The sequence below is a fragment of the Schaalia dentiphila ATCC 17982 genome (assembly GCF_000154225.1).
GTDB classification, from domain to species: domain Bacteria; phylum Actinomycetota; class Actinomycetes; order Actinomycetales; family Actinomycetaceae; genus Pauljensenia; species Pauljensenia dentiphila.
This window is the reverse complement of sequence record NZ_DS264586.1, coordinates 1,414,001-1,438,679: the sequence shown is the minus strand read 5'-3', so window position 1 is coordinate 1,438,679 and position 24,679 is coordinate 1,414,001. Positions and strand designations below refer to the sequence as shown.

Here is a 24,679-nt window from a genome sequence, read left to right as displayed (position 1 = left end):
CCGTTCGCTAGGGGGGAAGGACGAGGCCGTGGTCCGAACGCTTTGCCCCCAGGGGGAAATGGAACGGGACCGAGGACCCACACATGTGTAACAGAATAGGGCTGCTGGCACGCCCTCGCGCGCCAGCAGCCCTATCTTCAGTTCAGCTGACTATAAAGTCACGAACGAGCGGCATCGATGGATTCCTTCGCGGCTGCGGCCACGTGCTCGGCGTCGATGCCGTACTCCTTGAAGAGGAGTTCGCCCGGCGCGGAGGCGCCGAAGTGCTCGATGGAGACCGCGCGGCCGGCGTCGCCGATCCAGCGGTACCACGGCAGGGCGATGCCGGCCTCGACGGAGACGCGAGCGCGCACCGACGGGGGCAGGACGGAGTCGCGGTACTCGCGGTCCTGGGCCTCGAACCAGTCGAGGCAGGGCACGGACACGACACGGGCGGCGATGCCGTCGGCGGCCAGGGCCTCGCGTGCCTCGAGGGCGACGGAAACTTCGGAGCCGGAGGCCAGCAGGATCACATCGGGCGTACCTTCGGTGTCGGCCAGGACGTAGGCGCCGCGCGCCAGGTCCTCGGTGGTGGCCAGGCCGGTGCCTTCGCCACGTGCCGGGTTGGGCAGGTTCTGGCGCGACAGGATGATGGCGGCCGGGTGGGACTGCTCGAGGATGGCCTTCCAGGACGCGGCCGTCTCGGCGGCGTCAGCGGGGCGCACAACAGCGAAGTTCGGAATTGCGCGGTAGGAGGCCAGGTGCTCGATCGGCTGGTGGGTCGGGCCGTCCTCGCCCACGCCGATGGAGTCGTGGGTCCACACGTAGGTGACGGGCAGATCCATGAGGGCGGCAAGGCGCACGGCGCCGCGCATGAAGTCGGAGAACACGAAGAACGTGCCGCCGTAAGCGCGGGTGAAGCCGTCGGCGGCGATGCCGTTAAGGGCGGCACCCATCGCGAACTCACGCACGCCGAAGTGGAGGTTGCGGCCGAACTCGTCGCCGCTGAAGGACGAGGAGGAACGGTGCGCGGGCAGGAACGAGGGCTCACCCTTCAGGAAAGTATTGTTCGAGCCGGCGAGGTCGGCGGAGCCACCCCACAGCTCGGGCAGGACGGGGGCGATCGCGTTGAGGACCTGGCCGGAGGCGGCGCGGGTCGCGATAGCCTTGCCCTCTTCGAAGGTGGGCAGCGCGGCTTCCCAGCCCTCGGGGAGGCGGCCTGCCAGGAGACGCTCGAGCAGGGCAGCCTGCTCGGGGTGAGCGGCCTTCCACGCCTCGAAGCGTGCGTCCCAGTCCTTGCGGTACTCGGCGGCACGGGCGGCGGCGCGGGCGCGGACCTCGTCCACGATCGCGGCGTCAGCGTCGAACATCTTCTCGGGGTCGGCGCCCAGGGCTTCCTTCAGTCCCTTGAGGGCCTCGGAGCCGAGCTTGGAGCCGTGGATGCCACCGGTGTTCTGCTTGCCGGGGGTCGGCCAGCCGATGATGGTGCGCAGCGCGATGAGCGAGGGCTTCTTCGTCTCGGCCTGAGCGGCGTCGAGGGCCTCGTTCAGGGCAGCGGTGTTCTCCTCGTAGGAGCCGTCCTCGCCGAGCCAGTCGACTCGCTGGACGTGCCAGCCGTAGGCCTCGTAGCGGGCCAGGACGTCTTCGTTGAAGGCGATCGAGGTGTCGTCTTCGATGGAGATGTGGTTGTCGTCCCAGATGACGGTGATGTTGCCCAGCTCCTGGGTGCCCGCGAGGGACGAAGCCTCGGCGGAGACGCCTTCCTCGAAGCAGCCGTCGCCGGCGATGACGTAGACGTTGTGGTCGAAGACGGACTCGCCGAGCAGGGTCTCGGGATCGAGCAGGCCGTGGACGCGGCGGGCGTTCATGGCGAAGCCGACGGCGGAGGCGATGCCGGTGCCCAGCGGGCCGGTGGTGATCTCAACGCCCTTGGTGTGGCCGTACTCGGGGTGGCCCGGGGTCAGGGAGCCGGCGGTGCGCAGCGTCTTGATGTCGTCGAGTTCGAGACCGAAGCCGGACAGGTAGAGCTGGACGTACTGGGTCAGCGACGAGTGGCCGGCCGAGAGGATGAAGCGGTCGCGACCGATCCAGCGCGGGTCGGACGGGTCGACGTTCATGACCTTGTTGTAGAGGAGGTAGGCGGCGGGGGCGAGCGAGATGGCGGTGCCGGGGTGGCCCGATCCGGCCTGCTCGACGGCGTCGGCGGCGAGGAGCTTGGCGGTCTTGACCGCTTCGTCATCGATGTGATCCCAGTGTAGTGACACGTTGGTCTCCAGTTGTTGGGCCCCTGCATTGGGGCGGAAATGGTTTACCGCGTCACAGTCTAGCGAAAATGTGCGCATGCCGATAGCGCTCACGCACATATGTTGCACAGTCGCTTACCCTGTCACCATGACATCCCTCGAAGCTCTCGTTCGCGACTGGGTGGACTATCTGCGCGTCGAGAAGGGGGCGTCTGCGCATACAGTTTCAAACTATCGACGTGACGTCGCCCGCTACGCGTTTGACATGAAGAGTCGAGGCAAAGTTAACGTCGAAGACATCAGTCCCAGGGACATCGAGGACTACACGATGCGTCTGGCATCTGGGCGGGTCACAGGAACTCCGGCGGCAGCATCGTCGGTGGCGCGCGCGTCGGCGGCGATCCGGGGACTCCATAAGTACGCGCTGACCGAGGGGGCGGTCGGAACCGATGCAGCTGCGCAGCTACATGCCCCACGTCAGGGGCGACACCTCCCGAAGGCCCTGTCCGTCGACGAGGTTGGACGACTGCTGGATGCCGCCCACGCCGACGATTCTCCGATTGGCCTGCGCGATGCCGCCCTCCTCGAGCTCCTGTATGCGACGGGTGCCCGCGTCTCAGAGGCTGTGTCCCTCAGCGCTGATGACCTCGACCTGGATGGAGACGTTCCTGTCGTGCGCTTGTTCGGAAAAGGGCGCAAAGAGCGGATTGTTCCCGTGGGGTCGTTCGCCGTGGATGCCCTCTACGCGTATCGGGTGCGCGCCCGCCCAGCGCTCGCCGCACGAGGCCGGGGATCCACCGCGTTTTTCCTGAACTCCCGGGGAGGCGCGCTGTCCCGGCAGAGCGCGTGGACCGCGATCCGGCGCGCGGCTGAGGCCGCGCAGCTGGGGGAGCGGGTGTCTCCGCATACGCTGCGGCACTCTTTTGCGACGCATCTGCTTGAGGGTGGCGCATCCGTGCGCGAGGTGCAGGAGCTTCTTGGGCACGCGTCGGTGGCGACGACTCAGATCTACACGCAGGTGACGGCCGCCGTGCTGCGCGAAGTCTTTACGCTCTCGCACCCTCGGGCGCGTGGCACCGACGCATCCGCGCGGTGATGAATTAGGATGGGGGCGTGACCACGAACTCGCACCCTACGCTGACGCCCGACCTGCACGAAGAGCCGGTCGATTTTCCCGTGCCCGCGCCGCTGTCGGGGCATGGTCCCGCCCGTGTGATCGCGATGTGCAACCAGAAGGGTGGTGTCGGTAAGACGACGACCACCATCAACCTGGGCGCCGCGCTGGCTGAGTATGGTCGCCGTGTGCTGATCGTGGACTTCGACCCCCAGGGTGCTGCTTCTGTTGGCCTGGGCATCAATGCTCTCGACATGGAACAGACGATCTATACGCTGCTCATGAACCCGAAGGCGGACGTCAAGGCGACGATCTGCCACACGTCGACGGAGAACCTCGACATCATCCCCGCGAACATTGACCTGTCCGCGGCGGAGGTCCAGCTCGTCAACGAGGTCGCCCGCGAGAGCGCCCTGGCCCGCGTCCTGCGTCACGTCGAATCCGACTACGACGTGGTGCTGATCGACTGCCAGCCTTCCCTCGGCCTGCTAGCTGTCAATGCTCTGACGGCAGCTCACGGCGTCATCGTTCCGGTCGAGGCAGAGTTCTTCGCGCTGCGTGGCGTGGCCCTGCTGGTTGAGACGATCGAGACGGTGCGCGATCGCATCAACCCGCGCCTGAAGATTGACGGTATCGTCGCCACGATGGTCGACTCGCGCACGCTGCACTCGCGTGAGGTCCTCCAGCGCCTGCAGGAGGCTTTCGGCGATCTCGTGTTCGATACCCGTATCGGACGCACGATCAAGTTCCCGGATGCTTCTGTAGCCACCGAGCCGATCATCTCCTACGCTCCCAACCATGCGGGCGCTCACGCGTACCGTCGACTTGCGCGGGAAGTCATCGCCCGTGGCGACGCGGCCTGACAGTCTCGAGGTTCAGGGAGAGTTCGACCTCTTCGCGGTCTCGCTCCCGGTTTTTGAAGGTCCTTTCGATCTTCTCCTGTCGCTGATCGCGCGTAAGAAACTCGACATCACCGAGGTCGCGCTCGCGCAGGTGACCGACGAGTTCATCGCGTTTATGAAGGCGTCCCCGGATCTGTCGCGCACGACCGAATTCCTGGTTGTCGCGGCGACACTACTCGACATGAAGGCCGCGCATTTGCTGCCCAGTGTCGATGAGGAGGATAACGCGTCCGAGGCTGATCTGGAGGCCCGAGATCTTTTGTTTTCGCGACTCCTGCAGTATCGGGCTTTCAAGGAAGCAGCGAAACACATCAACGCGCGGATGGGGGAGTACGGCTCGTATGTCGCCAGGGACGTGCCTCTCGAGCCGCATTTTGCGAGCCTCTTGCCCGAGCTCCGGTGGCTGACAACCCCCGAAGACCTCGCTCGTTTGGCTGCCGATGCCCTGTCATCGACGAATCAGACGGTTCAGGTCGCCCATCTGCACGATCCCGTTGTGCCCGTTCGCGAACAGGCTTTGCTCGTCTCATCGATGCTCGCCGAAGCAGGACGCATAACCTTCCATCAGCTCGTCGAGGATGCGCCCACGCGCGCCGTCGTCGTCTCTCGCTTCCTTGCGCTCTTGGAGCTCTACAGGCGCGGAGCCGTCGAGTTTGAGCAAGACGGGGCGCTTGGCACGCTGACGATTCAGTGGACTGACAGCGAGGGAAGTATCGACATCGACGTGGACGACTATACGGGTGCCGGTGACGCACACTCAGCCACGGCCTCGTCCCCGCACGTGGCCGCGATTGAGACGGAAGGAGAAGATGCTGATGAGTGAGAACACGCTGCGCGGTGCGATCGAGGCGATTCTGATGGTCGCCTCGGAGCCGGTTGCCGCGTCCGATCTCGCCGAGGTTCTCGGCGTGAGCACTGCGGACATCGAACAGCACATGCGCGCTCTCGCCGCCGAGTACCTCGGCGAAGGGCGGGAACGCCCGCGTGGTTTCGAGCTGCGTGAAGTGGCGGGCGGCTGGCGCATCTATTCCGCACGGGCATACGCCGACGTGGTCGGGCGCTTTGTCGTCGGCTCCTCGCACGCGCGCCTGTCTCAGGCTGCTCTTGAAACGCTGGCGGTCATTGCCTACCGTCAGCCCATATCGAGGGCGCGAATCTGCCGTATTCGTGGGGTGAACGTGGACGGCGTCGTGCGCACGCTGCTCGCCCGAGGCCTCGTGGAAGAGACGGGACTGACACCGTCTGGCGCGCGCCTGTACGGGACGACCGGTGAATTTCTTGAGAAAATGGGATTAACGAGCCTGTCGGAGCTGGTACCGTTGGCACCCTACCTGCCAGACGCCGACGCGCTGGAGGAATTGGAGGAAGAACTATGAGGGCTAACCCCTACACAGAGGGTGGAGTGCGCCTGCAGAAGGTGCTCGCCCAGGCTGGCGTCGCATCCAGGCGCGCGTCCGAACAGATGATCGCCGACGGCCGCGTGAGCGTCGATGGAACCGTGGTACGTAACCAGGGCGTGCGCGTGGATCCAGCCAAGCAGGTCATTCACGTGGATGGCGAGCGTCTGATCCTGGATGAGACGAAGCACATCGTCCTGGCCGTGAACAAGCCGATTGGGACGGTGTCCACGATGAGCGACCCGGAGGGCCGCCCGACGATCGCCGACCTGATCGCCGACTACCCCGAGCGTCTCTACCATGTCGGGCGCCTCGATATCGACACGTCCGGCCTGCTGCTGCTGACGAATGACGGTGAGCTGGCGAACCGTCTGACCCACCCCAAGTACGAGATCCGCAAGACCTACGTGGCACGCCTACACGGCGAGGTCAAGCCCGGCGTCAAGCGCACCCTCATGAACGGCATCGAGCTGGAGGATGGCCCGATCAAGGTTGACTCCTTCCGCATCGTTGACACCTACGGCGATATCACGACCGTCGAAATCGTCGTGCACGAAGGCCGCAACCGCCTTGTGCGCCGCATGATGGAGGCTGTCGGCTACCCGGTGCGCGAGCTCGTCCGTACGGGCTTCGGTCCGATCTCTCTCGACCATCTCAAGCAGGGGACGACCCGCCGCGTGAAGGGCAACGCGTTGAGCGCACTGTACGGGGCCGTCGGACTGTGAACACCTCGGACGGCGTCGGCGCGCGCGTTGTGCAAACAGCGGGCCCGGTCCTCATCATCGGATCGGGTCTGCTGGGTGCGTCCCTGGGCCTTGCGCTGCGGGCCGGGGGAGTGCGCGTTTATCTCGAAGATGCCTCGCCAACCTCTTTGCACCTGGCCTCCGACGTGGGCGCTGGGCAGGCATTCGGCGACGTTCTCGCCGAGGCCGGGGTGCGCCCTCGCGAGTGTGGCTCGGATACGCCTTCCTATCAGGCGCCGTCCATCGTTGTCGTCGCGACGCCTCCGGACGTCGCGGACCGTGTGATCGTCGAATCGCTGCTGCGTTTCCCCGACGCGATCGTCACCGATGTTGCCTCCGTGAAGGACGCGGTTGTAGCCGATGTGCTACGCGGCTTGGAGCGTGAGGGACGTCTCGAGGAAGCCTCGCGTTACGTCGGTTCGCATCCCATGGCAGGTCGTGAGCGCAGCGGTGCGGGTGCCGCAGATGCCGATCTGTTCTACGGACGTCCGTGGGTGATCGTTGCGCATGAGTCGACGTGGCCGCGCGCGGTGCTTGTGGCTCGCGCGCTGGCAACGGACGTCGGAGCCGTGCCCCTTGAGATGAATGCGGGCACGCATGACCACGCTGTCGCTCTCGTGTCGCACGTACCTCAGCTGGTGTCGTCGATGCTCGCTGCGCGCCTTGTTGACGCACCGGCTCAGGCGCTCGGGCTTGCGGGACAGGGGCTTCGAGATACTGCCCGCATTGCGGCCTCCGATCCGCGCCTGTGGACAGCGATTTTGGCCGGCAACGCCGGTCCGGTCGCAGACATCCTGCGGGAGCTACGCACCGACCTCGATGACTTGCTGACGCATCTCGACGCGGCTGCCGAACTTGGCTCCCTGCGCGGCGGTTCCGTGGGCGCGATCAATCGGGTCATGACCGCGGGTAATCAGGGTGTCGCGCGCATTCCCGGCAAGCACGGTGGTGCTCCTTCTCGGTATCGCGAGATCGAAGTGCTCATCCCCGACGAGCCGGGTGCGCTCGGTAGGCTGTTCAGCGAGCTCGGCGAGGCGGGTATCAACATCGAAGACTTGGTTCTGGAACACTCTGCGGGCGCACAGGCAGGCGTCGCCCGCGTCATGATTGACCCGGCGGTCGTTGACCGCGCTGTCGCCGACCTGCAACAGCGGGGTTGGCGACTCATCACCCACTAAACGACCTCGGTGAGGAGAACGTTTTGATGAACGATACGCAGCGTCGAGACGCGATTTCCCGCGTCGGCATCACGATTGCCATCGATGGGCCGGCCGGTTCGGGCAAGTCCACGGTCTCGAAGGCTCTGGCGACCCGCCTGGGCATTGGGTACTTGGACACGGGGGCCATGTACCGTGCGCTCACGTGGTATTGCCTGGATGAAGGCATCGATCTGGAGGATACGGCTGCTGTAGCAGCTGCTGCGGATCGTATGCCGCTGCGCCTCGTCTCGGATCCTTCGGATCCGCACGTGTGGATCGGTGATTCAGAGATCACCCTTGAGATTCGCGAGCCGCGTATCGCCCTCGCGATTAAGCACATCTCGACGAACCTTGACGTGCGCGCGTGGATGGCGACGGAGCAGCGTCGCCGAATGATGGAGGCCCGTGAACAAGGCTCCGGCATGATCGCCGAGGGGCGCGATATCACGACCGTTGTCTGCCCCGATGCGGATGTTCGTGTTCTGTTGCTCGCCGATCAAGAGGCCCGTCTGCGTCGTCGGACCCTCGAACTCTACGGGGATGCCACCGAGGAGCACATGGAGATCGTGCGGGCCCAGGTTGAGGGCCGTGACAAGGCCGATTCTCAGGTCTCTGAGTTCATGGTGGCCGCCCCAGGTGTCGAGACCGTTGATTCCACGGGCCTCGACATCGAAGGCGTCTGCGACGCGGTCCTCGCCTTTGTCGATCGTGATCTCGAGGTGCGCGACGCTTTGCGCTGAGGCAGCGTATCAATTCACGTGAGTGCCCCGTACCTATCGGTACGGGGCACTCACGGTGGAGGGCTCAGAATCCTGTTCCGTAGGGTCCCTGGACGCCCTGCTGATGACCGTAGGTACCTGTGCCGTATGCCGGGGAGCCCGGCTGTGCCGCGTCTGCTGCGGTGCCGTATCCGGTTCCCGCGGTGCCGTATCCGGTTCCCGCGGTGCCGTATCCGGTTCCCGCGGTGCCGTATCCGGTTCCCGCGGTGCCGTATCCGGTTCCCGCGGTGCCGTATCCGGTTCCCGCGGTGCCGTATCCGGTTCCAGGGGTTCCGTAGTTGCTTCCTGTCACGCCGTACTGCGGCCCATTGGGGCCGTTGAAGGCTGTCGGTGGGGTCGAGTTGCGCTGAGTGGCCTTGAAGATCGCGAAGCGGACCAGAATGCCGCCACCAACAATGAGGAGGGCCAGAATCCAGGAGATGATCGTGAGGGTGGGATTGTTGGAGTGCGAGTGGATTCGGATGCGCTTCGTCGGTGCCGTCACGGGCTGGCTCTGTGCTCGCGTTCCTGGAGCGACGGCGGCAGGGGCATATGCAGGAGCGCTTGAGGACACGCTCACCATCGGGCTCGCCGCTGCAGGGGACCCCTGCGTGACGAATGTGGGTGCAATCAGGCCTGCGGCTGCCAGAGCAAGGGTCACCGTGACGGAGAGGAGGTGTCGACTGGTCATCAAAAGGAGCTCTCGTGGATGCAAGGGATGCGGACGAAGGACAGTGTAGTCACCTTATGCGCGTCTGTTCATCTGTTCCGGCTTCTGACACGTGGCTCGGGATTGAGCTGCATACCAGTTCGATCTGACGACAGTGTGGCGCGGCGCACTACGGTCGGCTTGCCTGACTTCGTCTAGGTGCGCTATAGTTCTACAGGTCGCCACGGCGACGAACTGAATACGGGCTGTGGCGCAGCTTGGTAGCGCACTTGACTGGGGGTCAAGGGGTCGTGGGTTCAAATCCCGCCAGCCCGACGAAAAGAACCGCGAGGACTTGCTCCTCGTGGTTTTTTGTATGCGTCGAACCCACGCTGAAGTGCCGATGATCAGTGGGGACCTCCGTCCCTGGTCCGTGGTATCGCCTCGCTTTGTAACCGAAATGTGATGCAGTATTTTGCGGTTTTATTTCTACTGGTAAACGCGGGTTTTCGGCTAATCTTTCACTTAATTTCGCAGGTAGAAGCGCCGGGATTTGCCCGTTGCAACGGACACATTTCCTTCAAGGACTGCAGTAAACTGTTTCACAGGTCGAAGTCGTCAACGGGGATGATTTCGACCTGCTTACTTATGCCGCCAGAGTGGTGGTCATGCGCGGTCGCGGCGCATTCGCTCGTCGTCCAATGCACACACCGATATCCGCTTGAGCCGCGCGAGCTGGCCCGATGCACTGCCCCGGCCTCGTCCAATGAAGAACGAAGCCGGGGCAGTGCTCGCTGGAACGTTACTTGCGCTGTTAGCTAGTCGGATCCGCGTCGATCGCTCCCTGAATGTCGTTGAACAGCAGGTTCGAGATCTCGACCTGCACCATCTCCACCTTCGGCACGTCATGCAGCAGCAACGGGTCATCTGCGGAGGTCTGAAGGGCGAGGGTTCCGCAACCGAAAAAACGATCATCGAAGTTCTTCTCGATCTGAATGTCGGAGATGCGGCTGAGTGGCAGGTCGTGGCCGGTGCGCGTGAAGATGCCCGTGCGAGTGATCACTCGCTTCGTCGTGACCGTGTAGGTGGTCGACGACCACTTGATCCACGGAATGACGAGGAGGGGGATAGACAGGACGAGTACGGCGATCCAGATGGTCGCGAGCGCCCAATAACGTGCGTTCTCGGGAACAAAGAACGAACCGACTGCAGCTGCGATCACGAGGATCGACTCAATGTTGATCGCGGGCAGCAGGGTCTTGATGTGCGTGTGCATGTGGCGGACGACAACCTCGTCCTGACTGAGAAGCTTTTTCGACAATGACATGGCACCATCATGCCAGATCTTGGGCGTACGTGAGCGCGCCCGCCACGGGGGGTGTGCTCCTCATCGAGGCCTGCGGTGCGTTCCCACGATATCGGTATTGACGATGCCGATCGCCGCCATCAGCGCGAGCATCGTCGTGGGACCCACGAAGCAAAAACCAAGGCTCTTGAGGTCGGCTGCGAGAGCTACAGATTCTGGCAGCTGCGTGGGTACCTCGTCCTTCGAACGCGGAAGCGGATTGAGCGTCGGCCGATACGACCAGACCAGTTCGCCCAGATGTGACGGGCCGTCTGCTGTGGGAGAATCGTTCCTCATCGCAACCGTCGCGCGAGCGTTGCTGATCGCCGCCTCGATCTTGCGGCGATTATGAATAATCCCGGGTGTGCTCACGAGGCAATCGACATTCTGCTCAGTGAAGGCGGCGACGCGATCGGGAATGAATCCTTCGAAGGCCGCACGGAACGCCTCGCGTTTTGCCAGGACCGTGCGCCATGAGAGACCAGCCTGGAAACCCTCCAAGACGAGACGTTCGAAGACGCCGGCCTCGTCGTGGACGGGCAGCCCCCATTCGGTGTCGTAGTAACTGCGTAACAGCTCGTCATGGGAGGCCCACGTAGGCCGGACGAGTCCGTCATCGCACAGGGTGAGACCCGAGGCTAGGGGAGCAACTGTGGATTGGATGAGTGTTGTGTCCATGTGTCGATCCTGCGCGCCCAGCGTTCAACGGTCAAGGGGCATCCGCGACGCCTGTGGATAACGGCGCCGGGCGAAACGACCCTGTGGATACACGCCGGGGGAGTGCAGGTACGGGTGTGGCCCGCCTCCTGGGGAAGCGGGCCACGAGTCGGAGCGACCTCACCTGCGTCGTTTCTCGCGCACACGCACCGAAATCTGAATCGGCGTTCCGGCGAAGCCGAAAGTCTCGCGCAGTCGGCGTTCGATGAAGCGGCGGTAACCGGGGTCGAGGAAGCCCGTCGTGAAGAGCACGAAGCGCGGGGGCTTGCTCGAGGCCTGGGTGCCAAAGAGAATGCGGGGCTGCTTACCGCCACGCAGTGGGTGGGGGTGTGCGGCAACGAGCTGACCGAGGAAGGCGTTGAGCTGTCCGGTCGGGATACGGGTCTCCCAGCCTTCGAGCGCAGTGTCGAGGGCGCGCACGATGCGGTTTGTGTGCCAGCCGGTCTTCGCGGCCAGGTTGATGCGCGGCGCCCACTGGATCTGAACCAGCTCGCGCTCGAGCTCGTTCTTGATCTCCTTCTGGCGGTCTTCGTCGACGAGATCCCACTTGTTGGTGACGACGACGAGCGCCCGGCCCGCGTCGATGACCTGCTGGACGACTCGCACGTCCTGCTCGGTCAGCGGCGTCGAACCGTCGATGAGGACGAGGGCAACCTCGGCCTTCTCGATCGCGGCCTGAGTACGGATGGAGGCGTAGTAGTCGGCGCCTGTCGTCCGGTGCATTTTGCGGCGGATACCCGCGGTGTCGACGAACCACCACGAGCGGCCATCGAGCTCGATGAGCTCATCGACGGGGTCACGCGTGGTGCCGGCGAGTTCGTTGACGACGACGCGCTCGCCGCCGGCCAGCGCGTTCAGCAGGGACGACTTGCCAACGTTGGGGCGACCGACGAGGGCGACGCGACGCGGGCCGCCGGACGGCAGTGGCGAGGCAACGGCTGACTCGGTCGGCAGGACCTCCAAGACGACGTCGAGGAGATCACCGGTGCCACGTCCATGCAGGGCGGAAATGGGGTGAGGCTCGCCCAGGCCAAGGCTCCACAGGTAGGCAGCGTCGGCCTCCTGCAGGGGAGAGTCCACCTTGTTAGCGGCCAGGATGATCGGCTTTTTCTTGGCACGCAGCATCTCCACGATGCGCTCGTCCGAGGCTGTGACGCCGACGGTCGCGTCCAGGACGAGAACGACAGCATCAGCCAGGTCGACGGCGATCTCAGCCTGCTCGGCGACGGAACGATCCAAACCCTTGACGTCGATCTCCCAGCCGCCAGTGTCGACGAGCGTGAAGTCGCGACCCGCCCATTCGGCGGGGTATGAGACGCGATCGCGGGTGACGCCCGGTGTGTCCTGCACGACCGCCTCGCGGCGACCAAGGATGCGGTTGACCAGCGTGGACTTGCCGACGTTGGGGCGGCCGACGACTGCAAGAACGGGCAGTCCGGCTGCGACGTCGTCAGAGTCCGCGAGCGCAGACTCGCCGGCCAGGAGCGCCAGGTCCTCCTCGTCCAAGTCGAATTGGTCGAGGTTGGCGCGCATGAGACGGGCGCGAGCCTCGGTCTCTTCGTCGCTCAGTTCGATCGCGTCCGGCGCTGCTCCGGCTGCGTCGGCGATGTAGTTCTCGGCCGCTTCCGCGTCGAATTCGGCGGTCGCGTCGGGCTGGTTGTCGAAGTCATTCACCCGCCCAGTCTACGGCGCGGCGCGCCGCTAAGGCCCGATGGGAGCCCCTGCGGCGCGCCAGTTCACAGCTTCGCAGCGTTTATTCGTGCGAGCGCACGTCGCCCGCGAGGACCTCGGCGGCGACGGGCACGTCGTTGTATCGGTGGTGGATGCCTTGGATTTCCTGGTACCACTCGGCGCCCTTACCCGTGATGATGACGGTGTCGCCGGGCTCAGCTGCGAGGATCGCACGTCGTACGGCGTCGCGGCGGCAGGTTGTCACCTCGGTGACGTCTTCCATGCCCGGACGCACGGATGCGATGCCGCGCAGCAGGTAATTGCGGATTTCCTGCGGGACCTCGGTGCGTGGGTTCTCATCCGTCACCCACAGGACGTCGGCCTCACGCGCGGCGATCTGCGCGAGGTGTTCACGCTTGGTGGCATCGCGATCGCCGTCCGTTCCAAAGACGATGACAACACGGCCGGAGGTCAGCTCGCGGGTTGAGCGTAGTGTCCATTCGAGGGCTTCGGGCGTATGCGCGTAGTCGACGATGACGAGCGGCTGACCGCCGGGCGTTGGGTTGACCTTCTCCATGCGTCCCGGGATCTGGGGAGCATCCTCGATCGCCGAGATCACATCTGCAAGGTCGATGCCGAGGCTTACCGCGCTGACGATCGCGACGGCGGTGTTCTGAATATTGACCTCGCCAAGGATCGGCATAGCGACGCGGTGCCCGGTGCCCGATGGGTCGACGAGGGTGAATACGGTGCGTCCGATCGTCTGATCGGGCGTGACATCTCGGACCTGCCAGTCGGCGGCCTCCTCGGTCAGCGCGGACACCGTCGTGACCGGCACGGTCGCCTGCTGCGCGAGGCGGCGACCCCATTCGTCATCCACGCAGACGACGCCGTGGCGGGAATGCTCGGGGGTGAACAGGAGTGCCTTCGCCTGGAAGTAGTTCTCCATGTCACCGTAATAGTCGAGGTGGTCATGCTGCAGGTTCGTAAACGCGGCAACGTCGAAGACGATGCCGTCGACGCGGTGCAGGGAGAGTGCGTGTGCGGACAGTTCGATGACACCCGCGCCGCACTCGTACTGTTCGGTGGCCGCCAGGAAGCGTGCGACGACGGGAGCCTCGGCGGTCGTACGCACGGCCTCGAACGAAATGGGGCCAACGTGCGTTTCCACGGTTCCGCACAGCGATGCGTTGGGGAATCGTGAGGCGATGGCAGCGCGCATCAGGTAGGAGGTTGTCGTCTTCCCATTCGTGCCAGTCACTGCCATCGTCGTGAGGCGAGTGGCGGGAGATGCGTAGATATTCGCGCACAGCTGCGGAACGATGGCGCGCGGGTCGGCCACCTGAATGACGGGCACGCCCAGGCCTCGTTCGAATGCCTGAGCACGGCCGTCCTCGTCTGTGAGAACGACGCTCGCCCCGGCCTCGATCGCCGCGTGCGCGAAACGAATACCGTGCTGCTTAAGGCCCGGAATTGCGACGAACAGCCAGTCGGACTCGCAATCGTCGGACGACACGGTGATACCGCGCAGGCTGAGGGGGGACTCGGCGATCTGCGCGAGCTGGCCGTCGGCGGCGTAGAACCCCTGGATGTCCAGGCCCGCCAGGGCAGCCTTCAACGAGACCGGCGCGATCGTGGGACGAATATCAGTCACTGAAGTCATGGGTCTACTCTAGTTCGTCGCGACGGCGGCGTGCGCCACACATACCGGCGGTGACACAGTAGGATAAGGGCATGCAGATTTTGACACGCAACGAAGCAACCCATCGCGCTGCCCATCTTCATGTCTCGGCCATCGACGTCGTTGTCGATGTTCGAAACGCACAGGACACCACGAATCCAACTTATCCGGTGACGTCGACGCTGACGTTGACGTCGGATGAGGAACGCACCTTCATCGACATCGCTGGCGAGGTGAGTGACGTTCTCCTTAACGGCGAATCCCACCCGTTCGACGACGATGACGACCGCGTGTGGGTCGATGGCCTGCCGGTGGGGGAGACGATCACCCTCGAGGTCCGCGCCCTAGCCAGCTACTCGCGCAGTGGCGAGGGCCTGCACCGCTACACCGATCCCGAGGATGGCGAAGTCTACCTCTACACCCAGTTCGAGCCCAATGACGCTCACCGTGCGTGGCCGTGCGTGGACCAGCCGGATGTGAAGCCCGAGTGGACGTTCCACGTCATTGCTCCCGCAGGCTGGGTCGTCTCCTCCAACGGAGCCGAGACTGCCGTTGAGGTCGTGGATGACTCGGGTGCGCTGCGCCATGACTTCACGGCGACCCGCCCGCTCTCGAGCTACATCACGGCGATTGTCGCCGGCCCGTGGGCGGTCATCGAAGGTGGCACGTGGAGCGGCGGAGCTTCGGATGGTGGCCACGCTGAGCTCGAGCTGCGCCTGCTGTGCCGCCGTACGCTCGCGCGCTACCTCGACTCCGACGACGTGTTTGAAGTGACTCGTGCAGGACTCGACTTCTTCCACGAGCGCTACGGAGTGACCTTCCCGTGGGGATCCTACGACCAGGTGTACGTGCCCGAATACAACCTCGGCGCCATGGAAAACCCGGGATGCATCACCTTCAACGAGAACTACATTTCGCGTTCGACGCCCACCTTCTCCGAGCGCCAGCGCCGCGCGAACACGACGCTGCACGAAATGTGCCATATGTGGTTCGGCGACCTCGCCACACCCTCGTGGTGGGATGACCTGTGGCTCAAGGAGTCCTTCGCTGAGAACCAGGGCGCCAGCGCGATTGCGACGGCGACGCGCTACGTGGGCGAATGGGCGAACTTCGCGATGAACCGCAAGATCTGGGCCTACACGCAGGACCAGATGCCGACCACGCACCCGATCGCCGCCGACATCCCGGACGTCGCCGCCGCAAAGACAAATTTCGACGGCATCACCTACGCGAAGGGCGCCTCCGTTCTTAAGCAGCTGGTTGCCTGGGTGGGGGAGGACGCCTTCTACGAGGGCGCACGCCGCTACTTTGCCGAGCATCAGTTCGGCGCTACCAACCTGCAGGACCTGCTTGTTGCGCTTGAAGGCGCCTCACAACAGGAGCTTTCTTCCTGGAAGAGCGCGTGGCTGGAGACCTCCGGTCCGTCGACGCTGTCTGCTTCGTGGGTCACCGATAGCGTCGGTGCGATCACGGACTTCACGCTTCATCAGGGTGGCGAGGCCTGCAACGGTGTTTTGCGTCCCCACCGCGTGACCGTTTCGACGTGGCGCGTCGCTGCCGGGGCGCTTGAGCGTACGCATGTGTTCGACGTCCGTATCGACGGCGACAGCGCCCCCATTGATCCCGAGGGCGTTGTGGCGGTGCCCGGCGGCGCCGCGTCCGCTGACCTTGTCGTCGTGAACGACGATGACCTCACCTACGCGATCTCGCGCCTCGACGAGCGCTCGACCGACGTCGCGCTGGCTTACGTGGGCACCATTGATGCGGCTATCACGCGCGCCGTTATCTGGGCGTCTCTCTGGAACGCAGTGCGTGACGGTCTGCTGGATCCACGTCGCTTCGTGGTCGCGGTCCTCAACGCCGTTCCCTCCGAAACTGAGCCCGCAATCCGTGATCGTCTCCTCCTGTTCGTCGCCGAGGCCATCTCCTCCTTCCTGCCGGGGCAGGCTCGCTCGGACGTCCATGACCAGGTCCTTGCGACGACGATTCGTCTGTCTCGTGAGACCGAGGATTCCGACGCGTGGCGTTCATACACGCGCGCATTTATCGCCGAGTTTTCCGCCCGTGGCGGCGACGAGTATGAGGCGACGGTTCGAGACTTCGCCAGCAGCGACAACCCCGATATCGCCTGGCGTGCGCGCCGCGCCCTGGCTGCACGCGGCCTCGTCGATGAGGAGTCCATCGAGGCCTGGCGCAGTGCCGACGGGTCAGGCGAAGCCGCTCGCATGAGCGTCGAGGCCCTCGCGTCACTGCCGTTGGAAGAAGCACGCGCGCGGGCCTGGGAGTCGGTGTTCTCCGATTCCCTGTCGAACGACTACCTGACCGCAACCCTGGCCGGCCTGCAGGCCTCGTCGTGGGAGGGCGAGACCGGAATTGAGAGCGCCGTCGAGCGCATGATCTCCTACTGGGAGAGTCACACGATCGGCATGGCGCTGCGCTACGCCAACGGCGTCCTTGCTCTCGGTGTCGACGTTGACCGCGATGGCAGCGTCGAGCGCTCCGTCGGACTGCTGCGCCGCTGGATTGACGAGCATGCGGATGCCCCTGCGCAGCTGCGCCGCATCGTCGTCGAGCACCTCGACTCTTTCGAACGCGACGAGCGCGTGCAGCGCCGCTGGAGTTCGGGCCAGTGACGCAGCCGGGACATCGAGGCGCGAAGCCGGGGGAGGAGCACGACGACGCTCCTGCCCAGGCCTTGTCCGTGGACCCCGCGGCCTCGATGTCCCTGCTCACGGCGCTCCTCGCCAATCCGCTGGATGCCGGTTACGAGCACTACCAAGCAGACCACGGCTCGCGGCCCGCGGGTCTTGTCAGCCGCATCGCCGTGTTCGCAGTAGCTGTTGCGCTCGGGTTTGGATCGGTCATCGCTATTGATTCGCTGCGGCGCCCGGCCAATGACGTGAAAGCCGACCTGAAAGAGCAGGCTGCCACGCGGTCGAGCAATGTCGAAGCCTTGAGCGATGAGGTACAGTCGCTCGGCCGCGCCATCGATGACCTGTCACAGTCTGGCTCACCAATCGCCGTGGATGGTGCGCGAGACTTGGTGACGGCGACACGACCTGTCAGCGGCCCCGGCATCACCGTCACGCTCACGGACCGAAGCGGCCCGGGAAAGGGTAGCGGAGCTGTCCGAGACCAGGACGTCGCGATGGTCGTCAACGCTCTCTGGGCTGCCGGTGCGGAGGCTATTTCAGTCAACGGCCAGCGCATCGGACCAGATACTTTCGTGCGCACGGCAGGGTCGGCCATTCTGGTCAACGTGACCCCCGTGTCCTCTCCCTACGAGGTCACGGCGATCGGGGACTCGAACGCGCTGTCCGTCGCGCTTGTCCGGGGCGCGACAGGCGACTACCTGTCCGCCGCCCAATCAGTCAGCGGTATGACTGTGAGCTCGAAGGTCTCCCAGTCGCTGAGCATGGAAGCGCTGGCACCGAGCTCATCGCAGTTGGCACAACCGCTGGATACACAACCCGAAGGAGACACTCAATGATCGCCGTCATCGGATTGATCATCGGCATTGTGCTCGGCGTCTTGCTCGACCCGACAGTGCCAGCGTGGCTGGCCCCGTTCCTTCCCGTCGCGGTCGTTGCCGGCCTGGACGCACTTTTCGGCGCGGGACGCGCATGGCTGGAGGGGCGCTTCGCAGACCGCGTGTTCGTGACCTCATTCTTCTGGAACGTCGTCGTTGCATGCCTGCTGGTTTTCCTGGGGACTCAGCTGGGAGTTGGATCCGCCATGACCACGGCCATCGTCGTTGTGCTGGGTATTCGAATTTTCTCGAACACCGCATCGATCCGCCGTCTGCTCCTGAAGGCCTGACATGAGCGAACAGAACCCGGAGACGGTTCCCTCCGCGCCCGAGAGTGAGCCCGCGCCCCGATGGCACGGCGTTCACCGTGAGGCACCCAGCGGCCCGCGCCTGTGGGCACGGGCGCGACAAGCGTTCTTCGCGCTGCCCCGTGGGCTGCACGTCGTGATGCTCGCGATCTTTATGATTTTGGGGTTCGCTCTTGCCACGCAGGTGAGGGCGCAGCGATCCGACCCCCTCGAAGGACTGTCCGAACAAGATCTCGTCACGGTGCTCGATGAGTTGAGCACGCAGGAGCAAAACCTGCGCACGCGTCGTGGCGAACTGTCCAGCGAACTCGACGACCTGCGCAGTGCCGCCGATGAGGCACAGGCCCGAGAGCAGGCGGCACGTAAGGCCGAAACACAGGCACAGATCGCTGCGGGGACAGTGCCGGTCCACGGTCCCGGCGTGACAGTCTCGGTCGTCGACGCCGGCGCAAACCTGGCGTCGACGCAGTTCGTTATGACGCTGGGCGAATTGCGCAATGCGGGTGCTGAGGCCATCGAACTCAACGGTATTCGCCTCTCGACCCGGTCGTCCTTCACCGGGCAGGCCGGCTCGATTGCGGTCGATGGAGTTCCCATTTCGTCGCCCTACACGTGGAAGGTGATCGGGGAGCCTCAGACGATCGCCACGGCGTTGGATATTCAGGCTGGCTCGGCGGCGCAGATGCGCGCCAAGGGCGCCAATGTGGGGATCACGCCGTCGACGGACATCACGATCGAGTCGATTGCGACTCCGCGTCCGCCCCAGTTCGCCACCTACCAGTGAACTCCCACCGTATAATCGGTGGGGGAGTCACCGTGCCCGCGCTTGTCGGATGGTGAACGTTTACACTTAATACAGTCCCTGAAATGATCGTTTGGAGCGCACAATGTCCGACAACCAGCCGCTTGACCCGACCGCAACCTCCATCTTTGGCCTCGCGCCTGTTACGGAGGACGTCGAGGAGGCGCCCGTTGCCCTGTCCGCCCGCGATCGTGAGGCCGTTGAGGCGCTGCCCGCCGGCTCTGCTCTCCTTATCGTCCAGCGGGGCCCTAACACGGGCGCTCGTTTCCTGCTTGATCCCGAGGTGACGAACGCTGGTCGGTCGCCCAAGGCCGACATTTTCCTGGACGACGTGACGGTCTCGCGGAAGCACTGCCAGTTCATCGCTTCTAACGGTGGCCACATCGTGCGTGATTCCGGTTCGCTTAACGGCACGTACGTGAACCGTGAGCGCGTCGATTCGATCGAATTGCACGCTGGTGACGAGGTGCAGATCGGTAAGTATCGTCTGACCTATCAGCCGTCGACCAAGCAGGCCTGACGTGTGCGCAGCTCTCGCACGTCGTCACGTGGTTGCTTCCGCGCAGGAAGTGACCTCGTGGCCGCATGATGCGGACCATTCGCCGGAGCTGTCGATCGGCCGTGTTGTTGATGCACTGAAGGACGAGTTCCCTGCGATCTCGTTGTCGAAGGTTCGCTACCTGGAGAGCGAAGGCCTTGTCTCACCCGCTCGCACCGGATCCGGGTACCGCAAGTATTCGGCCGCCGACGTCGAGCGGCTGCGCTATGTCCTGACGGAGCAGCGCGATTCTTTCACTCCGCTGAGTGTGATTCGCGGGCAGCTTGATGCGCTCGATGCCGGTCATGAGCTCGTGCGCCGTCGTGTCGCACAGGTTGTGTCCTCAGAGGGGCAGACGGTGTCGCTGGGGGGCCGCCGGGCCATTCCGGCCGCGGATCTGTCGGACCTGACCGGCGTCGATATGGACACTCTCGAACGCTATGCGAGGCTTGGGCTGATCACTCCGGATCTTGCCGGTTATTTCCCTTCTCGCTGCGTGCAAGCCGTTTCTACCATCGCGCGTCTCGAATCTGCAGGGGTGGATGTTCGTGTGCTGCGTGCCGTTCGTCAGGGCGCGGAACGTAGTGCGGATATCATCGACCAGACGGTTTCCTCTCAGAGGGGACGAGGCCGTGGCGCGGACCGCGAGCGTGCGCGCGCCCGAGCTATTGAACTGGGCGACCTGTTCGCCGAATTGCACCGGGACATGCTGGCGGTGGCGGTGTCGTCGCTGGCGGAGGACGGGGACTAAGTCTCATGTTCAACATGAAGGTTAGACTCGCCGGGTCGGTCATTGACCGAGCATCGCTCGTGCTCTACCGTAGTCCTGTTCTCATCACGTATTACCTACAAGGAGCCCCCGAGTGAGCGCACAAGCGAACGCCGCAAGCCGGCAAGGCATGCTGTTCGGTGATCCCCTTGAGGGGCTCGACACGGACGAGATGGGCTACCGTGGTCCCGTTGCATGCAGCGCAGCCGGTATCACGTACCGTCAGCTCGATTACTGGGCTCGCACTGGTCTGCTGCAGCCGTCGATCCGCGCCGCGCGTGGCTCCGGCTCGCAGCGTCTCTACTCCTTCCGTGACATTCTCGTCCTGAAGGTCGTCAAGAAGCTCCTGGACGCCGGCGTTTCTCTCCAGCAGGTTCGCGTTGCCGTCTCGTCGCTGCAGAACAGGGGAGTGGATGACCTCGCTTCCATCACGCTGATGAGCGACGGAGCCTCGGTCTACGAGTGCACCTCTACCGATGAGGTCATCGATCTTCTGCAGGGCGGACAGGGCGTCTTTGGTATTGCCGTTGGCCGCGTCTGGCGCGAGGTCGAGGGTTCGCTCGCGGAGCTGCCCCTTGAGCGTTCCGAGCCCGCGTTCGTCGACGAGCTCGCTGAGCGTCGTCGTTCGAAGCTTTCAGCTTCCTGACACGCGTCTTCAATGTAAGTGTGGGGCCCAGGCGCGATGCCTGGGCCCCACACTTATCAAGCGGCGAGCGCCACCTGCGCGACTAACGCCGGCCGAGAGGACGTGTCACGGTGTAGGCGGCCTCCAGATCCGTGATTTCCACGGTGACCATGCCGTTCTCGTCGACGATGTAGGACTCTTCGATGAGAGGTCCATCCTCGGTGCGGATGACGGGAACGACTGAGAGATCGATGTCGGAGCGGCGCAGGGAGTGATCGAAGGGGACGATCACTTCGCCGTAGGGCTGCAGGTCGCCGCGGGGCACCCCGGCCTCGTCGAACGACGAATACTCGACGAAGCGGAAGTATCCGATGTTGTGCGCGGCGCGGTAGCGGCGCTTAATCGTCAGGGTCTCGCCGGGAACAAGCTCAGTGTTCGGCTCCAGGAGCGTGTCGAACGAGATGAATGAGCCGGCCTCGCGCTCACGGAAGACGCCGACGCCACGCGAGAGTTGTTCGCGCACCGTGTACGCAGCCTCGGGGTCGGCGCCGATGGCCAGGCCGATCGCGGTTGAAGCTGCCGTGTGCGGCGAGCGGTGCACGCGGCGGCCAAAGCGCGAACGAAGCACTCGGGCAACCAGAGGCAGCTGCGAACCGCCGCCAACGACGTAGAGGCCGGCGATGTCACCGCCCAGCTGGCCAACTCCGGATGCGTCCGGCACCAACAGGGGCTCCATGGCCTCGATCGTTGCCTCGACCAGGGGAGTGGCGGCCTCGTAGAAGTCGGTGACGGGAATCGTCACAGGCTGACCATCGACGGGCACTGTGATGAACTTCGTCGAAGGGGAGAGGGTCTCCTTCGCATCGCGTGAGTCTTCGATGAGACGCTCCCACGCCTCGTCCCCGAGCTTGCCTGAGTCGGTCCCAGCGGCAGCGGCGAGGCGGGTAGCGAGCGCGACGTCAAAGTCATCGCCGCCGACCATGTTGAGGCCGCGCGAGCCCTTGACCTCGTGGAGCGTGCCCGTAGCGGACACGATGGAGGCGTCGAATGTGCCGCCGCCCAGGTCGTAGACGAGGATTGCGGTGCGCTTGGAATTGAGTGTGCCCGCATGGCGGTGCGTGTACTCGAAGCCTGCGGCAGAAGGCTCGTTGACCATCGCGAGGACATCCCATCCCGCGCGGCGGAAGGCCTCGAGGGTCAGGAAGCGCTGCGCGGACCATGCGTGCGCCGGGATGCCGACAAGGGCCTCGAGCGGCTCTGAATCCGGCAGCGTAGCGATGGAAGAATTTGTGCGCAGCTGGCGCACGACGTAGCTGAGGAAACCTGTCAGCGCGTCGAGGATCGAGATGCTGTGATTACCCAGACGCAGCGTGGACGTGTCAGTCACCGACGGATCGGACAGCAGGCGCTTAAAGGAGCGCAGATGAGGAGCGCCTTCGCGGGCAGCGTCTTCGGCGTCGAAACCGTAAACCAGGCGGTCGCCGTCAAGAGCGATGATAGATGGAACGAAATCGACCGTATCGTCATGATTGTTGACGAAAGAGACGATCGGGTAGTTCCCCCGGTCGACGATAGCGATCGCAGTGGTCGTGGTGCCAAAATCAACTCCGAGTCTCATGGCACCCACACTAGCGTTTAAATAGGGGAGGTCCTAGGACGTCTCGCCGGGCGTTCGCACATTCCCCGGTAAGGCCCTGTTTGCAATGGTGACAAAGAGCCAAGCGAGCAGGAAGTATGCGCAACCGGCAATGGCATCAACCACATAATGATTGGCCGTTGCGACGATTGTCACGATGGTTAAAACGGGGTGGACGGCGAGAATGAGCCGGGCCCACCATGAGCGCCAGACGTACGTACCAAGCATGACTGCAACCCATACAGACCAACCCGTGTGCATCGATGGCATAGCGCCGTAGGGGTTCGCAAGCGTGCCAAACAGCTGAGAATATACGGACGTGTGCTCAGCGACCGCATCGACGAACCCAAACTCGGGAACGAGACGCGGGGGAGCCAGGGGATAGGTCCAGTAGGTGACGAGCGCTCCGATAGTCATGATGACGAGAGTCCACCGCGCGCTGCGATAGTGGGTCGGTGCCTTCAGCCATAGGACGATCATGGCGAAACCCGTCATCGCGAAGAATGAGACCGCATACTGCGTGGATGCAAGTGAGGCGAGCAGCGGGTGGGTCGTGAGCCAGGCGTTTGTGGGGCCTTCAATAAACAATCCGAAGCGCAACTCGAAGGCGGCGACGTCGTGCGCATGCGCGACAGCGACGGATTCCGGAGCCTTCGCAAGGAATGACAGAATTGAATACGACAGGCACGCCAGCGCGAGGACGATGGTCTCTCGGATGGCGGGAGGGCGCTGCGAGCGCGCGTCATGGTCTGTCGTCATGGGTGTAACTGTACCGCGTGGTCGGAGAGCGGTCGACAAAGAATATCGGACATAATGTACATTATCGGATCGTGGGGTGGGGTTGGGATGAGGCCGTGGGAGCGTTCCGCTTGACGTGTCAGATAGAATGGACCCGTTTCGTTCTTTTGTTCAGGAGGCTGTTATGGCTGACCGCGCGCTGCGTGGTATGCAGATCGGTGCGAAGTCCCTCGAGTCTGAGGACGGTGTCGTTTTCGCCGACCGTTTCATCGTTCGTTACGCGTGCCCTAATGGCCACGAGTTCGAGGTGACTCTGTCCAGTGAGGCCACCGCGCCTGCGACGTGGGAATGCAAGTGTGGCCAGACGGCCGAGCTCATCGGCGAAACCGTCGAGGACGAGGAAAACAAGCCCGTCAAGCCGCAACGTACCCACTGGGACATGCTGCTCGAGCGTCGCTCGATCGACGAACTCGAGGTTGTTCTGACCGAGCAGCTCACAGCGTACCGCGAGGGGCGGCTGCGTCCCGAGGGCTCCTACCGCAAGGGCTAACGCTTCGGCAAGATCCGTCGTGCGGCCTGGGCCAGTCGGCTCAGGCCGCCTTTCGTTACCATCACGAGCTCCTCGACGAAAATAGACGAGTCGAGCTTCGATTCACCGGCCATGCGCTCGTCAAAGGTGATCGGAACCTCGGCGATAGCTGCGCCCAGGGAACGTTCGAGCTCGGTCATCTCGACCTGGAACCCGAATCCTGTTGTCGCTACCCGACCGAGAACCTCGTGTTCGCTCAGGAAAAACGCTCGGTGTAGGCGCAGGCCTGCCGTCGCATCGCGCACGGGTGTCCCCAGGCAAAAACGGACATAATAATTGCCCGCCTTGGACAGGGCGACACGCTTCGCCGACCATCCGTTGATGGCTCCGCCCGGCACCCAACGCGAACCGATGACCAGGTCCGGACGGTCCGGACCAGCCATGCGGCTGAGTAGCTTCGGCAGATCAACGGGTCGATGCGACCCATCCGCATCCATCTGAAGAATGAAGGGGTATCCATGGTCGATGCCCCAGCTCATGCCATCGACGTACGCGGTGGCAAGCCCCGACTTCGCGGGGCGATGAAGGACATGGAGACGATCCTCGCCCTCGCGTCGGTTGTCGACCCACTCCCCCGTTCCGTCTGGCGACGAATCGTCGACGATCAGCACGTGCGCACCCGGCACGTTCGCCCAGATATCGCCCAGAATCGTCGGCAGGGTCGCCATCTCGTTGTACGTTGGAATGACGATCAGGGTGTGGTCGCCGGACGGCGACGGAGAGGAAGGAACGGATTCAGTCATGACT

Annotated in this window: 24 protein-coding genes and 1 tRNA gene; 17 read left to right on the top strand and 8 right to left on the bottom strand. The window is 64.1% G+C overall.

All coding sequences use genetic code 11. The features are described 5' to 3' along the window. Positions 1-158 precede the first annotated feature (158 nt). Positions 159-2,243: a transketolase gene (gene tkt, locus ACTODO_RS06125; RefSeq protein WP_208853691.1), complete on the bottom strand. Its 2,085-nt coding sequence runs from the start codon at positions 2,241-2,243 to the stop codon at positions 159-161. Between the two features lie 127 nt (positions 2,244-2,370). Here tkt and ACTODO_RS06120 point away from each other — a divergent pair, with 127 nt between their 5' ends. The 9 genes from ACTODO_RS06120 (at position 2,371) to ACTODO_RS06080 (ending at position 9,320) form a co-directional block, all read left to right on the top strand. Next, positions 2,371-3,318, top strand: a complete 948-nt coding sequence (locus tag ACTODO_RS06120; protein ID WP_003792441.1) for a site-specific tyrosine recombinase XerD — start codon at positions 2,371-2,373, stop codon at positions 3,316-3,318. Between the two features lie 17 nt (positions 3,319-3,335). Beyond that, the gene (locus ACTODO_RS06115; protein WP_003792440.1) at positions 3,336-4,199 is read left to right on the top strand and encodes a ParA family protein; all 864 of its coding nucleotides are present in this window, start codon (positions 3,336-3,338) and stop codon (positions 4,197-4,199) included. Next, positions 4,183-5,061 carry a segregation and condensation protein A gene (locus ACTODO_RS06110; RefSeq protein ID WP_003792439.1) on the top strand — a complete coding sequence of 293 codons (879 nt, stop codon included), beginning with the start codon at positions 4,183-4,185 and terminating at the stop codon, positions 5,059-5,061. Before ACTODO_RS06115 ends, ACTODO_RS06110 begins: the two co-directional genes overlap by 17 nt. After that, positions 5,054-5,614 carry an SMC-Scp complex subunit ScpB gene (gene scpB, locus ACTODO_RS06105; RefSeq protein ID WP_034512640.1) on the top strand — a complete coding sequence of 187 codons (561 nt, stop codon included), beginning with the start codon at positions 5,054-5,056 and terminating at the stop codon, positions 5,612-5,614. Before ACTODO_RS06110 ends, scpB begins: the two co-directional genes overlap by 8 nt. Beyond that, positions 5,611-6,360 carry a pseudouridine synthase gene (locus tag ACTODO_RS06100; RefSeq protein ID WP_003792436.1) on the top strand — a complete coding sequence of 250 codons (750 nt, stop codon included), beginning with the start codon at positions 5,611-5,613 and terminating at the stop codon, positions 6,358-6,360. The genes scpB and ACTODO_RS06100 overlap by 4 nt, the downstream gene beginning before the upstream one ends. Next, a complete protein-coding gene (locus tag ACTODO_RS06095; RefSeq protein WP_003792435.1) occupies positions 6,357-7,556 on the top strand; it encodes a prephenate dehydrogenase in 1,200 nt (399 codons plus the stop codon). The genes ACTODO_RS06100 and ACTODO_RS06095 overlap by 4 nt, the downstream gene beginning before the upstream one ends. 26 nt (positions 7,557-7,582) lie before the next feature. Then, positions 7,583-8,317 (top strand): (d)CMP kinase, encoded by a 735-nt coding sequence (gene cmk, locus ACTODO_RS06090; protein WP_003792434.1) that lies wholly within the window; start codon positions 7,583-7,585, stop codon positions 8,315-8,317. A 103-nt stretch (positions 8,318-8,420) separates the two neighbouring features. Continuing rightward, complete coding sequence (locus tag ACTODO_RS11100; protein WP_432263821.1) at positions 8,421-8,903, top strand: hypothetical protein; 483 nt, start codon at positions 8,421-8,423, stop codon at positions 8,901-8,903. A 343-nt stretch (positions 8,904-9,246) separates the two neighbouring features. Then, positions 9,247-9,320, top strand: a tRNA-Pro gene (locus tag ACTODO_RS06080). A 478-nt stretch (positions 9,321-9,798) separates the two neighbouring features. Here the strand turns inward: ACTODO_RS06080 and ACTODO_RS06075 are convergent. The 4 genes from ACTODO_RS06075 to ACTODO_RS06060 all read right to left on the bottom strand — a co-directional run bounded on the left by ACTODO_RS06075 (position 9,799) and on the right by ACTODO_RS06060 (position 14,380). Next, the gene (locus tag ACTODO_RS06075) at positions 9,799-10,311 is read right to left on the bottom strand and encodes a PH domain-containing protein (RefSeq protein WP_003792431.1); all 513 of its coding nucleotides are present in this window, start codon (positions 10,309-10,311) and stop codon (positions 9,799-9,801) included. 60 nt (positions 10,312-10,371) lie between these two features. Further along, entirely contained in the window at positions 10,372-11,007 is a 636-nt protein-coding gene (locus ACTODO_RS06070) for a DNA-3-methyladenine glycosylase I (protein WP_003792430.1), read from the bottom strand. Positions 11,008-11,166: 159 nt separating this feature from the next. Beyond that, positions 11,167-12,720, bottom strand: a complete 1,554-nt coding sequence (gene der, locus ACTODO_RS06065; protein ID WP_003792429.1) for a ribosome biogenesis GTPase Der — start codon at positions 12,718-12,720, stop codon at positions 11,167-11,169. Positions 12,721-12,799: 79 nt separating this feature from the next. Continuing rightward, positions 12,800-14,380, bottom strand: a complete 1,581-nt coding sequence (locus ACTODO_RS06060) for a UDP-N-acetylmuramoyl-L-alanyl-D-glutamate--2,6-diaminopimelate ligase (protein WP_003792428.1) — start codon at positions 14,378-14,380, stop codon at positions 12,800-12,802. Between the two features lie 71 nt (positions 14,381-14,451). On the opposite strand from ACTODO_RS06060, the gene pepN reads away from it, so the two are divergent. The 7 genes from pepN (at position 14,452) to ACTODO_RS06025 (ending at position 20,990) form a co-directional block, all read left to right on the top strand. Beyond that, entirely contained in the window at positions 14,452-17,031 is a 2,580-nt protein-coding gene (gene pepN, locus ACTODO_RS06055; RefSeq protein ID WP_003792427.1) for an aminopeptidase N, read from the top strand. Further along, a complete protein-coding gene (locus tag ACTODO_RS06050; RefSeq protein WP_003792426.1) occupies positions 17,028-17,888 on the top strand; it encodes a DUF881 domain-containing protein in 861 nt (286 codons plus the stop codon). Before pepN ends, ACTODO_RS06050 begins: the two co-directional genes overlap by 4 nt. Continuing rightward, a complete protein-coding gene (locus ACTODO_RS06045; RefSeq protein WP_003792425.1) occupies positions 17,885-18,217 on the top strand; it encodes a small basic family protein in 333 nt (110 codons plus the stop codon). The genes ACTODO_RS06050 and ACTODO_RS06045 overlap by 4 nt, the downstream gene beginning before the upstream one ends. Position 18,218: 1 nt before the next feature. Then, positions 18,219-19,019, top strand: coding sequence for a DUF881 domain-containing protein (locus ACTODO_RS06040; RefSeq protein WP_003792424.1), 801 nt, complete (start codon positions 18,219-18,221; stop codon positions 19,017-19,019). A gap of 103 nt (positions 19,020-19,122) precedes the next feature. Next, entirely contained in the window at positions 19,123-19,557 is a 435-nt protein-coding gene (locus tag ACTODO_RS06035; protein WP_003792423.1) for an FHA domain-containing protein, read from the top strand. Between the two features lie 28 nt (positions 19,558-19,585). Then, entirely contained in the window at positions 19,586-20,326 is a 741-nt protein-coding gene (ftsR, locus tag ACTODO_RS06030) for a transcriptional regulator FtsR (RefSeq protein ID WP_003792422.1), read from the top strand. Between the two features lie 112 nt (positions 20,327-20,438). Further along, positions 20,439-20,990, top strand: coding sequence for a MerR family transcriptional regulator (locus tag ACTODO_RS06025; protein WP_034466881.1), 552 nt, complete (start codon positions 20,439-20,441; stop codon positions 20,988-20,990). 82 nt (positions 20,991-21,072) lie between these two features. Here the strand turns inward: ACTODO_RS06025 and ACTODO_RS06020 are convergent, their stop codons facing one another. Beyond that, a complete protein-coding gene (locus ACTODO_RS06020; protein WP_003792418.1) occupies positions 21,073-22,587 on the bottom strand; it encodes an Hsp70 family protein in 1,515 nt (504 codons plus the stop codon). 33 nt (positions 22,588-22,620) lie between these two features. Then, positions 22,621-23,364, bottom strand: coding sequence for a phosphatase PAP2 family protein (locus ACTODO_RS06015; protein WP_003792417.1), 744 nt, complete (start codon positions 23,362-23,364; stop codon positions 22,621-22,623). Positions 23,365-23,527: 163 nt separating this feature from the next. Between ACTODO_RS06015 and ACTODO_RS06010 the strand changes: the two genes are divergently transcribed. Next, positions 23,528-23,893, top strand: a complete 366-nt coding sequence (locus tag ACTODO_RS06010; protein ID WP_034512188.1) for an RNA polymerase-binding protein RbpA — start codon at positions 23,528-23,530, stop codon at positions 23,891-23,893. Here the strand turns inward: ACTODO_RS06010 and ACTODO_RS06005 are convergent. Next, positions 23,890-24,675, bottom strand: coding sequence for a polyprenol monophosphomannose synthase (locus tag ACTODO_RS06005; protein WP_003792415.1), 786 nt, complete (start codon positions 24,673-24,675; stop codon positions 23,890-23,892). The two genes, ACTODO_RS06010 and ACTODO_RS06005, sit on opposite strands and share 4 nt — an antisense overlap. Positions 24,676-24,679 lie beyond the last annotated feature (4 nt).